At 54.3% G+C, this 13,069-nt stretch carries 9 protein-coding genes; 4 read left to right on the plus strand and 5 right to left on the minus strand.

Translation table 11 applies throughout. The annotated features are described in order from the left end of the window. Positions 1-65: 65 nt before the first annotated feature. The 4 genes from rpsA to serC all read right to left on the minus strand — a co-directional run bounded on the left by rpsA (position 66) and on the right by serC (position 5,198). Positions 66-1,739: a 30S ribosomal protein S1 gene (rpsA, locus tag C1N60_RS13120; RefSeq protein WP_021508345.1), complete on the minus strand. Its 1,674-nt coding sequence runs from the start codon at positions 1,737-1,739 to the stop codon at positions 66-68. Positions 1,740-1,861: 122 nt separating this feature from the next. Beyond that, the gene (gene cmk / locus C1N60_RS13125) at positions 1,862-2,542 is read right to left on the minus strand and encodes a (d)CMP kinase (RefSeq protein WP_021508346.1); all 681 of its coding nucleotides are present in this window, start codon (positions 2,540-2,542) and stop codon (positions 1,862-1,864) included. A 198-nt stretch (positions 2,543-2,740) separates the two neighbouring features. Next, positions 2,741-4,027 (minus strand): 3-phosphoshikimate 1-carboxyvinyltransferase, encoded by a 1,287-nt coding sequence (gene aroA / locus C1N60_RS13130; protein ID WP_104186995.1) that lies wholly within the window; start codon positions 4,025-4,027, stop codon positions 2,741-2,743. 85 nt (positions 4,028-4,112) lie between these two features. Next, positions 4,113-5,198: a 3-phosphoserine/phosphohydroxythreonine transaminase gene (gene serC, locus C1N60_RS13135; protein WP_021508348.1), complete on the minus strand. Its 1,086-nt coding sequence runs from the start codon at positions 5,196-5,198 to the stop codon at positions 4,113-4,115. Between the two features lie 311 nt (positions 5,199-5,509). On the opposite strand from serC, the gene ycaO reads away from it, so the two are divergent. The 4 genes from ycaO (at position 5,510) to pflA (ending at position 11,743) form a co-directional block, all read left to right on the plus strand. Beyond that, positions 5,510-7,273, plus strand: coding sequence for a 30S ribosomal protein S12 methylthiotransferase accessory factor YcaO (ycaO, locus tag C1N60_RS13140; protein ID WP_104186997.1), 1,764 nt, complete (start codon positions 5,510-5,512; stop codon positions 7,271-7,273). Between the two features lie 353 nt (positions 7,274-7,626). Then, complete coding sequence (gene focA, locus C1N60_RS13145; protein WP_125308448.1) at positions 7,627-8,487, plus strand: formate transporter FocA; 861 nt, start codon at positions 7,627-7,629, stop codon at positions 8,485-8,487. Positions 8,488-8,556: 69 nt separating this feature from the next. Beyond that, the gene (pflB, locus tag C1N60_RS13150; protein ID WP_264441465.1) at positions 8,557-10,839 is read left to right on the plus strand and encodes a formate C-acetyltransferase; all 2,283 of its coding nucleotides are present in this window, start codon (positions 8,557-8,559) and stop codon (positions 10,837-10,839) included. A gap of 163 nt (positions 10,840-11,002) precedes the next feature. Beyond that, a complete protein-coding gene (gene pflA / locus C1N60_RS13155) occupies positions 11,003-11,743 on the plus strand; it encodes a pyruvate formate lyase 1-activating protein (RefSeq protein WP_021508352.1) in 741 nt (246 codons plus the stop codon). A 98-nt stretch (positions 11,744-11,841) separates the two neighbouring features. On the opposite strand, the gene C1N60_RS13160 is transcribed toward pflA, so the two are convergent. Next, positions 11,842-12,993: an MFS transporter gene (locus C1N60_RS13160; protein WP_058769542.1), complete on the minus strand. Its 1,152-nt coding sequence runs from the start codon at positions 12,991-12,993 to the stop codon at positions 11,842-11,844. Positions 12,994-13,069: the final 76 nt, after the last annotated feature.

Consider the following 13,069-nt stretch of genomic DNA (forward strand, 5'->3'; position numbering starts at 1 on the left):
TTTGGAAAGGTATGACAGCTTTTACCGAAACCGGACGATTTTCATCGTCCGGTGCTTCGGGTCGATTACTCGCCTTTAGCCGCTTTGAACGCTTCAGCCATTGCGTTAGAGAAGTTGCCATCTTCCTGTTTGGTGTTAACAGTGTTGATAGCTTCTTTCTCGTCAGCCTGGTCTTTAGCACGAACAGACAGGCTCACAACGCGGTTCTTACGGTCAACGCCGGTGAATTTCGCTTCAACGTCGTCGCCTACGCTCAGAACCTGAGTGGCGTCTTCGATGCGGTCCAGAGAAGCTTCAGAAGCGCGCAGGTAACCTTCTACGCCGTCAGCTAATTCTACTGTAGCACCTTTAGCGTCAACTGCAGTGACTTTACCCGTCACGATTGCGCCTTTCTTGTTCAGGGTGATGTAGTTGTTGAATGGATCTTCAGCCAGCTGCTTCACGCCCAGAGAAATACGCTCACGCTCTGCGTCAACCTGCAGTACAACGGCAGCGATTTCGTCGCCTTTCTTGTACTCACGAACGGCTTCTTCGCCAGTCGCGTTCCAGGAGATGTCAGACAGGTGAACCAGACCGTCGATGCCACCGTCCAGGCCGATGAAGATACCGAAGTCAGTGATTGACTTGATTTTACCTTCAACGCGATCGCCTTTGTTGTGGGTCTCTGCGAACTGCTGCCATGGGTTAGATTTGCACTGCTTCAGACCCAGGGAGATACGACGACGCTCTTCGTCGATGTCCAGAACCATAACTTCAACCACATCACCTACGTTGACAACTTTAGATGGGTGGATGTTTTTGTTGGTCCAGTCCATTTCAGACACGTGTACCAGGCCTTCAACGCCTTCTTCGATTTCAACGAAGCAGCCGTAGTCAGTCAGGTTGGTCACGCGACCGGTCAGTTTGGTACCTTCCGGATAACGCTTAGCGATAGCAACCCATGGATCTTCGCCCAGCTGTTTCAGGCCCAGAGATACACGAGTACGCTCGCGGTCGAACTTCAGCACTTTAACAGTGATTTCGTCGCCCACGTTGACGATTTCGCTTGGATGCTTAACGCGCTTCCACGCCATATCGGTGATGTGCAGCAGACCGTCAACGCCACCCAGGTCAACGAATGCGCCGTAGTCAGTGAGGTTCTTAACGATACCTTTGACTTCCATGCCTTCCTGCAGGTTTTCCAGCAGCTGATCGCGCTCAGCGCTGTTTTCAGATTCGATAACCGCGCGGCGAGAAACCACGACGTTGTTACGCTTCTGATCAAGCTTGATTACTTTGAATTCAAGCTCTTTGCCTTCCAGGTGCAGAGTGTCGCGGACCGGACGAACGTCAACCAGTGAACCTGGCAGGAACGCACGAATACCGTTCAGCTCAACTGTGAAGCCACCTTTAACTTTGCCGTTGATAACACCGGTAACAGTTTCAGCGTCTTCGTAAGCTTTTTCCAGCGTGATCCAAGCTTCGTGACGTTTAGCTTTCTCACGGGACAGCAGGGTTTCACCGAAGCCGTCTTCTACTGCATCCAGAGCAACGTCAACTTCGTCGCCCACCTGGATTTCCAGTTCGCCAGCTGCGTTCTTGAACTGTTCTGCAGGGATAGCAGATTCAGATTTCAGACCCGCATCAACCAGCACGACGTCTTTGTCGATAGCAACAACGACGCCACGAACGATGGAACCCGGACGGGTTTCGATTTCTTTCAGGGACTCTTCAAAGAGTTGAGCAAAAGATTCAGTCATATTGATAATCTTAGGATTCTTCAATTTAACGTCCACCTGACGTCATTGTCGGATGGGGTTGTTTCACATGCCCTGCACCGCTTCCCTGGCACAGGGTTACTACAATTCGGTCGCCGAAAAGATTAAATGCCCAGCTTCTGGCGGGCATAATCTAGTGCCTTTTCAATCACTTGCTCAATGGTCATGCTGGTTGAATCCAGCACCAGAGCATCAGCGGCTGGCACTAAAGGCGCGATGGCGCGGTTACGATCGCGGTCGTCGCGTTCCTTTATCTCGGATAAAAGGCGATCAAAGTTAACACTAAAGCCCTTTTCCTGCAACTGTAGCATACGGCGATGCGCACGCTCTTCGGAGCTGGCATCGAGGAAAATTTTAACGGGCGCGTCCGGGAAAACCACGGTGCCCATATCACGTCCATCGGCGATTAAACCCGGCTCCTCGCGAAAAGCACGCTGTCGGCGCAGCAAGGCTTCACGCACGCGCGGAAATGCCGCCACGCGCGACGCCGTATTGCTCACTTCCTGGGTGCGGATTTCGCCGGTGACATCCTCACCTTCCAGCACTACCTGCATTTCACCGTCTACCGACAGAAAACGCACGTCAAGGTGCGCCGCCATGGGCACCAGCGCTTCTTCCGACTCGATATCCACCTGATGATGCAGCGCGGCCAGAGCCAGTACGCGATAAATAGCCCCTGAATCCAGCAGGTGCCACTGCAACGACTCCGCCATCGCTTTACATAAAGTCCCTTTACCCGCGCCGCTTGGGCCATCAATGGTAATTACCGGGGCGATTGCCGTCATTGTTCTCTCCTGTTGCTGCGTGCTGATGATCAGCCTTCTTGGCTGTCTGGATTGCGCGGCATTATACGCTGCCCGCGTCCGCTTGGTTACCCTTTAGCGTAGACAGCGCCAGAAATTTCGACAGTTTCAGAACAATTTCCCGCCAGTGAGGCCAGCAGAGGGTACAGAAGCCCGACACAGCGGTGCCGGGCTGGGGGATTAGGATGCGTGGCTGATTTTTGCCAGCTGCTGGAAGTAATCCGGGAAGGTTTTTGCCGTGCAGCCGGGATCGAGAATGGTTACCGGCGTGTCGGACAGCGCAACCAGCGAGAAACACATCGCCATACGGTGATCGTTGTACGTGCCGATATCGGCGTGCTGTAACTGCGCAGGCGGTGTGACGCGAATAAAATCGTGCCCCTCTTCCACTTCCGCACCAACTTTACGCAACTCGGTCGCCATGGCCGTCAGGCGATCGGTCTCCTTTACGCGCCAGTTATAGATGTTGCGCATCAGCGTGGTGCCTTCGGCAAACAGCGCGGTGGTAGCGATTGTCATTGCCGCATCCGGAATATGGTTCATGTCCATATCAATGGCATTCAGCGCACCGCGCGTGCAGGCAATATAATCGTCGCCCCACTCGATCACCGCTCCCATCTTCTCCAGCACATCGGCAAAACGGATATCGCCCTGCACACTGTTGCGGCCAATCCCGGTAACGCGCACCGTGCCGCCTCTGATTGCCGCAGCGGCAAGGAAATAGGACGCTGACGACGCATCGCCTTCCACCAGATAATCACCTGGCGACTGATACTGCTGCTGACCTTTCACCACAAAGCGCTGGTAGTGCTGATTATCAACGTCCACGCCAAAGCAACGCATCAGGTGCAGGGTGATATCAATGTAGGGTTTGGAAACCAGCTCGCCTTTGATGGTGATCGTGGTGTCGTTCTGTGCCAGCGGCGCGGTCATCAGCAGCGCCGTCAGGAACTGGCTGGAAACGCTGCCATCGACACTGACTTCGCCGCCGGTAAATCCGCCGTTCAGACGCAGCGGCGGATAGTCGGTTTGTTCGAGGTAATCAATGCGCGCGCCGCCCTGCCGTAACGCATCGACCAGATGGCCGATCGGACGCTCTTTCATGCGCGGTTCGCCGGTCAGCACCACCGACTGCTCGCCGAGGCACAGTGCGGCCGCCAGCGGACGCATCGCGGTTCCGGCATTGCCCAGGAACAATTCCAGCGGCTGTTCGGCACGCAGCGGTCCACCATTGCCGACCACTTCACACACGGTGCGATCGGCTGACAGGGTATAGCTGACGCCCAGCGCCTGCAGCGCATTAAGCATGTGTTTAACATCATCGCTGTCGAGCAGGTTGGTCAGGCGCGTGGTGCCGTTCGCCAGCGCGGCCAGTAACAGGGCGCGGTTTGATACGCTTTTTGAACCCGGTAAGTTTACCGTGCCGTCAACGCGGGCAATCGGCTGTAAAGTCAGGGAGTCCTGCATGTGAAACCAAATCTCCAGAAATACGAGACCCTGTCCAGTGACAGGGTCTGATGCCAGCCGGGCAGGCTGGCACTAAAGTAGATAATTAACCGTGACGACGTTCGAAGTCGACCATGAATTCGGTCAGCGCTTTAACGCCTTCCAGCGGCATCGCATTGTAGATCGAGGCACGCATACCGCCAACCACACGGTGCCCCTTCAGCGCATGCAGGCCCGCCTTCAGTGATTCTTCAAGGAACACCTTATCCAGCGCAGCATCGGCCAGTTGGAAAGGCACGTTCATCCGGGAACGGTTTTCACTGGCGACGTCGTTACGGTAGAAGCTGCTGCTATCAATCACGCCGTACAGCAGATCGGCTTTCGCCTGATTAACCTTGTCCATCTCTGCTACACCGCCCTTCTCTTTCAGCCATTTAAACACCAGGCCGGAGAGGTACCAGGCAAACGTCGGCGGCGTGTTGAACATCGAATCGTTTTCGGCCAGCACTTTGTAGTCGAGAATGGAGGGCACCCAGCGCTGCGCTTTGCCCAGCAGGTCATCACGCACTACCACCAGCGTCAGGCCAGCGGGACCGATGTTCTTCTGCGCGCCGGCATAAATCACGCCGTAGCGGCTGATGTCGAGCGGGCGGGACAGGATGGTGGAAGAGAGATCGGCCACCACCACTTTATCGCCGAAGTCTGGCTCTTCATCGATGGCAATACCGTCGATGGTTTCATTCGGGCAGAAATGCACATAAGCAGCATCATCGCTGAGCTGCCATTCACGCATCGGTAACAGTGCGCGTTTACCCTCACGGGTGGTTTTGATGTCAATGGCGTTCGGCGAGCAGAATTTTTCTGCTTCTTTAATAGCGCTGTGCGCCCAGTAGCCGCCGTCGATGTAATCCGCGCGGCTGGCATCGCCCAGCAGATTACCGGGGATTGCCGCGAACTGCGCACGCGCGCCGCCATGGCAGAATAATACTTTGTAGTTGGCCGGGATTTTCAGCAGATCGCGAAAATCCTGCTCCGCCGCTTCCGCGACTTCAATAAACTCTTTGCTGCGGTGACTGATTTCCATCACCGAGGTGCCTAAGCCATGCCAGTTTGTCAGTTCTTGTTCTGCACGACGAAGCACTTCCACCGGCAGCATTGCCGGTCCGGAGCTAAAATTATAAACCTGCGCCATTTCCCCTCACCATTGTCATATCGAACGGTTATGAATACCCCATCGGTTTTATCATTGCCTCCGGATGGCTGCAATCATTTATCCGGCAGCGATCACATTTCCAGAGCCCGCTCCACCGCAGCTTATGTCATAAATGTAATAAGCCACGGAATTTTGTGAGGCAGTCCGGTGAAGTAAAATCAGACAGCTGCCAGAGCGCGAAAAAGCCGTAACAATGCGTTGAGAAATTTGGCGGAGCAATAGCGAAGCAGGCGCAAAACCCGTATTATTGCGCGCTTTACGCCCAACCATCGACTTGAGAGAGCGCCACCATGACGCAAACGTTTATTCCAGGTAAAGACGCCGCACTGGAAGACTCCATCGCACGCTTCCAGCAGAAACTGCAGGATCTGGGTTTCAACATTGAAGAAGCTTCCTGGCTGAACCCGGTGCCGCACGTCTGGTCAGTGCACATTCGCGACCGCGACTGCCCGCTCTGTTTTACTAACGGTAAAGGCGCCAGTAAAAAAGCGGCGCTGGCCTCAGCGCTGGGCGAATATTTTGAGCGCCTCTCAACCAACTACTTCTTTGCCGATTTCTGGCTGGGCGAAACCATCGCTAACGGCGACTTCGTGCACTACCCGAACGAGAAATGGTTCCCGCTGACCGACGATGACAGCCTGCCGGAAGGTATTCTGGATGCACGCCTGCGTAAGTTTTACGATCCGGAACAGAGCCTGAGCGCGTCCGACCTGGTGGATCTGCAGTCTGGTAATGCCGCTCGCGGTATTTGCGGCCTGCCATTTACCCGCCAGTCCGATCAGCAAACTGTTTACATTCCGATGAACATCATCGGCAACCTGTATGTGTCTAACGGCATGTCCGCTGGCAACACCGCCAATGAAGCGCGCGTACAGGGCTTATCCGAAGTGTTTGAGCGCCATATTAAAAACCGCATTATCGCGGAATCCATCAGCCTGCCGGAAATTCCTGAAGCGGTAATGCAGCGCTATCCTGGCGTGGTGGAGGCTATCAATCGTCTTGAAGCGGAAGGTTTCCCGATTTTCTCCTATGACGCTTCGCTGGGCGGCAACTATCCGGTGATCTGTGTGGTGCTGTTCAACCCGGCTAACGGCACCTGCTTTGCCTCTTTTGGCGCCCATCCGGACTTTGGTGTCGCGCTGGAACGTACCGTCACAGAACTGCTGCAGGGCCGCGGCCTGAAAGATCTCGACGTGTTTACCCCGCCCACCTTCGATGATGAAGAAGTGGCTGAACACGCTAACCTTGAAACCCACTTCATTGATTCCAGCGGTCTGATCTCCTGGGATATGTTCAAAGACGATGCCGACTATCCCTTTGTCGACTGGAGCTTTGCCGGCACGACCCATGAAGAGTTCGATACGCTGATGGCGATCTTCCGTGCGGAAGATAAAGAAGTGTATATCGCCGACTACGAACATCTGGACGTTTACGCCTGCCGCATTATCGTACCGGGCATGTCTGATATTTACCCTGCCGAAGACCTGCTGCTGGCGAATAACAACATGGGAGCATCACTGCGTGAAACGCTGTTGTCCCTGCCGGCAACCCAGTGGCAACCCGAGGAGTATCTGGCTCTGATCGAACAGCTGGATGAAGAAGGTCATGATGACTTCACCCGCGTGCGTGAACTGCTGGGGCTGGCGACCGGCAAAGACAACGGCTGGTTCACGCTGCGTATTGGCGAGCTGAAAGCGATGCTGGCGCTGGCCGGTGGCGATCTGGATCAGGCGTTGATCTGGACGGAATGGACCATGGAATTCAACCAGTCGATCTTCAGCCCTGAGCGTGCCAACTACTATCGCTGCCTGCAGACTCTGCTGCTGCTGGCGATGGAAGAAGATCGCGATCCGCTGCAGTATCATCGCGCGTTTGTGCGCATGTATGGCGAAGCCGCCGTTGACGCCGCTTCGGCTGCCATCAGCGGTGAGGCACCATTCTACGGTCTGCAGGTGGTTGACCGCGATCTGCACGCGTTCCCGGCGCATCAGGCACTGCTGGCCGCGTATGAAAAATTACAGGCGGCAAAACGTCGTTACTGGTCTGCGAAATAAATCGGCGCATTTTGTCTGTGACGAAATAGCCTGAAAATTAACGGGCACTGGCAGTATCCAGTGCCCTTTTTTTATGCCGCTGAAAATTCATCGGGCGCAGAAAATAATAAATAACAATTCACTATCATTGATAAACAGTATTTAACAAAACAGCCCTTAAGCCTGCCGCACCTTCAACTTATTTTGCATAAATTAAAAATTATTTATTGAATAAATTTCAATATCTTAATTGATTTTCTGGTCGTTTTGCGGCTTTGCTTAACCCTGCCGTTTCGGCAAATATGATCCACATCAACTCCTGACCTATACTCCTTTGTTAGTATCTTTACAGACAATTTCTGGAGAGCGTTAGTGTGAAAGCTGACAACCCTTTTAATTCATTATTACCGGCGGCGATGGCAAAAGTCGCAGAAGATGCCGGTGTCTTTAAAGCGACGAAACATCCCTTAACCACCTTCTTTCTGGCTATCACTGCTGGCGTCTTTATTTCCATTGCCTTTGTGTTTTATATCACCGCCACCACGGGCAGCGGCACTATGCCGTACGGCATGGCCAAATTGATCGGTGGCATCTGCTTCTCACTGGGTTTAATGCTGGTTGTGGTCTGCGGCGCTGATTTGTTTACTTCAACGGTGCTGATTGTGGTGGCTAAAGCCAGCGGACGCATTACCTGGCTGCAACTGGGTCGTCACTGGCTCAATGTCTACGTTGGCAACCTGTGCGGCGCGCTGTTTTTTGTGGCGCTGATTTGGCTGGCCGGTGAGCATATGGTCGCAAATGGTGCCTGGGGATTGAATGTCTTACAGACCGCCGACCACAAAATGCATCATACGTTTATCGAAGCGGTAAGCCTCGGTACACTGGCTAACCTGATGGTGTGTCTGGCGGTGTGGATGAGCTACTCCGGCCGTAGCCTGCTCGACAAAATGGTAGCGATGATTTTACCGGTTGCGATGTTCGTAGCCAGCGGCTTTGAGCACAGCATCGCCAATATGTTCCTGATCCCGATGGCCATCATGATTCGCGATTTTGCCAGCCCGGAATTCTGGCAGATGACCGGTGCCAGCGCGGCGCAATTTCCTGCACTGGGCATTGGCGATTTTATTGTTAATAACCTGATTCCCGTAACCATCGGCAACATCATTGGCGGCGGTCTGTTAGTCGGGTTGACCTATTGGGTTATCTATCTGCGCGACGGTGAGTCCGCGCACTGAGTCATTAAGTACGGGCGTGCTGAGCAGCGCGCCATACGTCACAGTCTCCCTAAATAAGGCAGGTATATCATGTCCGAACTGAATGAAAAAATGGCGTCAGCCTGGGAAGGATTTAGCGCCGGTGAATGGCAGAACAGCGTCAACGTCCGTGACTTCATCCAAAAAAACTACACGCCGTATGAAGGTGACGAAGCATTCCTCGCCGGCGCGACGCCAGCCACCACCAAACTGTGGGACAGCGTGCTGGAAGGCATCAAAATTGAAAACCGTACCCATGCACCGGTTGATTTCGACACTGATTTAGCGTCTACCATCACCTCACACGATGCGGGCTATATTAACAAATCGCTGGAAACCATCGTTGGTCTGCAGACTGAAGCCCCGCTGAAACGCGCCATTATCCCGTTTGGCGGCATCAAAATGGTGGAAGGCTCCTGTAAAGTTTACGGCCGCGAGCTGGACCCAGCGCTTAAGAAAGTTTTCACCGATTACCGCAAAACCCACAACCAGGGCGTGTTTGACGTTTACACCCCGGATATCCTGCGCTGCCGTAAATCCGGCGTGCTGACCGGTCTGCCAGATGCGTATGGCCGCGGTCGTATTATCGGTGACTACCGTCGCGTCGCACTGTACGGCATCGACTACCTGATGAAAGACAAAGTGGCTCAGTTCAACTCACTGCAGAGTGACATGGAAAATGGTGTTGATCTCGAGGCCACCATTCGCCTGCGTGAAGAGATTTCTGAACAGCACCGCGCACTGGGCCAGATCAAAGAGATGGCAGCCAAATATGGCTTTGATATCTCTCTGCCAGCCACTACCGCGCAGGAAGCAGTACAGTGGACCTACTTCGGTTACCTCGCAGCAGTGAAATCACAGAACGGTGCCGCGATGTCGTTTGGTCGCGTGTCCACCTTCCTCGACGTTTACATCGAGCGCGATATCAAAGCCGGTAAACTGAGCGAAGAGCAGGCACAGGAGCTGATTGACCATCTGGTGATGAAACTGCGTATGGTGCGCTTCCTGCGTACGCCGGAATACGATGAGCTGTTCTCTGGCGACCCAATCTGGGCCACTGAATCACTGGCTGGTATGGGCGTTGACGGTCGTACGCTGGTGACGAAAAGCACCTTCCGCTTCCTGAACACGCTGTACACCATGGGTCCATCACCGGAACCAAACATGACCATCCTGTGGTCTGAGAAACTGCCGGTTAACTTCAAAAAATATGCGGCAAAAGTCTCCATCGACACCTCATCGCTGCAGTATGAGAACGATGACCTGATGCGTCCGGACTTTGACAATGATGACTACGCCATCGCCTGCTGCGTGAGCCCGATGATTGTCGGTAAACAAATGCAGTTCTTCGGCGCACGTGCCAACCTGGCTAAAACACTGCTGTACGCAATCAACGGCGGTGTGGATGAGAAGCTGAAAATGCAGGTCGGCCCGAAAGAAGCGCCAATCACTGACGATGTGCTGGATTATGACACCGTGATGGCGCGTCTGGACCACTTCATGGACTGGCTGGCAAAACAGTACGTCACGTCACTCAACATCATTCACTACATGCATGATAAGTACAGTTATGAAGCTGCGCTGATGGCGCTGCACGATCGTGACGTTTACCGTACCATGGCGTGTGGTATCGCGGGCCTGTCTGTCGCCGCGGACTCACTTTCAGCGATTAAATATGCCAAAGTGAAACCGGTACGTGACGCCGATGGTCTGGCAGTGGACTTCGAAATTGAAGGTGAATATCCGCAGTTCGGTAACAATGACCCGCGCGTGGATGATCTGGCCTGTGACCTGGTTGAACGTTTCATGAAGAAAATTCAGAAACTGCAGACCTACCGTAATGCGGTGCCAACGCAGTCGGTACTGACCATCACCTCCAACGTGGTATACGGTAAGAAAACCGGTAACACCCCGGATGGTCGCCGCTCCGGTGCGCCATTTGGACCAGGTGCCAACCCAATGCATGGCCGTGACCAGAAAGGTGCTGTCGCTTCACTGACTTCCGTGGCCAAACTGCCATTTGCCTACGCCAAAGACGGTATCTCTTATACCTTCTCTATCGTACCGAATGCGCTGGGCAAAGATGATAACGTGCGTAAAACCAACCTTGCTGGCCTGATGGATGGTTACTTCCATCACGAAGCCAGTATCGAGGGCGGCCAGCACCTGAACGTTAACGTCATGAACCGTGAAATGCTGCTGGATGCCATGGAGCACCCTGAGAAATATCCACAGCTGACCATCCGCGTTTCCGGTTATGCCGTACGTTTCAACTCGCTGACGAAAGAGCAGCAGCAGGATGTGATTACCCGTACCTTTACTCAGTCGCTGTAATCCTCCTCACTGTAATCGAAAGGCTCCTGCGGGAGCCTTTTCTCCACAAGCCAGTTTCGCCAGTCTGCTTTTGCAGGCAGTCTGGCAAAACCGACTTACATCCTCAGAGCACAACACAGATTGTGCCGCCTGCGCGCCAGGCTGAACCGGAGAATACATCGCAATGTCAACCATCGGTCGTATCCACTCGTTTGAATCCTGCGGCACCGTTGACGGTCCCGGCATCCGTTTTATCACCTTCTTCCAGGGCTGCCTGATGCGCTGCCTGTACTGCCACAACCGCGATACCTGGGACACTCACGGCGGTAAGGAAATCACCGTCGATGAGCTGATGAGGGATGTGCTGTCGTATCGCCACTTTATGAATGCGTCTGGTGGCGGCGTGACGGCATCCGGCGGTGAAGCCATTCTGCAGGCTGAATTTGTGCGCGACTGGTTTCGCGCCTGCCAGGCCGAGGGCATCCATACCTGCCTCGACACCAACGGCTTTGTGCGCCGTTACGATCCGGTGATCGATGAACTGCTTGATGCAACTGACCTGGTGATGCTCGACCTCAAGCAGATCAACGATGATATCCATGAGATTCTGGTCGGCGTGTCAAACCACCGCACGCTGGATTTCGCCCGCTATCTGCAAAAGCGCGGTAAAAGGACCTGGATTCGCTATGTGGTGGTGCCGGGTTATTCGGACGATGACGATTCGGTGCATCGCCTCGGTGAATTTACTAAAGGCATGAGTAACATTGAGAAGATCGAGCTGCTGCCTTATCACGAACTCGGCAAGCATAAATGGATTGCGATGGGTGAAGAGTACAAGCTGGAAGGCGTGAAGCCGCCAACGAAAGAGACCATGGAGCGGGTGAAAAATATTCTTGCCGGTTACGGCCACAACGTCATGTATTAAGACGGTTGGCCTGCAGCTGAAGCTTTACCGGTAAGAAACAGAGCGTTACCGCCGGGACATTTGCGACAGGTTGCGAATGTCCCGTTTAAGCACTGCCATCAGGCATGCGCCACCGGTGTTGCATGCTGATCGGCTTTACGCAGCAGCATCACCAGATAGACCAGCGCCACCACCGCAATCATCACAAACAGCAGGCGATCGGAATAGTTCTGCATCAGCATTGCGGTCATCCCCGGCCCGACCAGACTGCCAACGGTATAACTGAACAGCAGCGCCTGATTCATCGCCACCAGTTCATGATGCGCTACCGTTTCACACGCCCAGGACATCGCTACCGGATAAAGCGTAAAGCCAGCCAGCCCCAGCACAAACAGTGCCGGCGCCATTGCCGTTCCGCTCAGCATAGCAATCGCACCCAGAATCACCACGAACACCTGCACGCGCAGCACCATCAGGCGACCAAAGCGGTCGGCCAGACGCCCTACCGGCCACTGACCGACAATCCCGGCACTGACCAGCAGCGCCATCCAGTAACCCACGGTGGCATCGCTCATGCCCTGATGCGAAAGATAAAGCGGCATCAGGCCGTAGAGCGAACCGAGCACGATACCGGAGATAATGCAGCCGTTGATACCTAACCGCGAGCTGCGGCGGCGCAGCATGCTCCAGATACGCCCGGTTGAGGCTTCTTCAGTAGCCGCACCGGCGTTGACCTGCACAAACACCACGGGCAGCACGGCACAGACGATCAGCGCGCTCACCCAGGGAATGACGTGCAGCAGTTCTGTCGAGACACGGCTCACCAGCAGCTGACCGGCAACGGTGCCAAGATAGTAGATGATCATGTAAGCGGCCAGCAGCTGACCGCGATTGCGCACGGTACCGCTGCACAATAGTGCACTCTCAACCACCACCCAAATCAGTGCACAGCCTACGCCCGCGGTGAAGCGCAGCAGCGTCCAGCTGTAAAAGCCGTCCAGCAGCACCATGCCCATGGTTGCCAGCGCAAACAGTACGCTGGCAAGGTAAAAGCAGCGATTAAAGCCATAGCGATTAATCAACCAGCCCGCCAGCAAGGTGCCCAGTAAGTTGCCGGTGTAATAAGCAGAGCTCGCCATGCCCACCTGCCAGGTCGGCAGTTGATCATGGGTGAGCCACAGCGGCACCAGCGTATTAAGCACAGCAATAGACACCGTCATCAGCATTAAGCCGCAAAGCAGCAGCAGGACGGGGCGCGACCAGGTTGACATATGGAATAAAACCAAAAGAAATGAACAGATTTGCGCGCAGTTTGCCATTGGCGATGGCAAAGTCAATGTGCAAAAA

The organism is Pantoea sp. SGAir0184, from assembly GCF_043544755.1.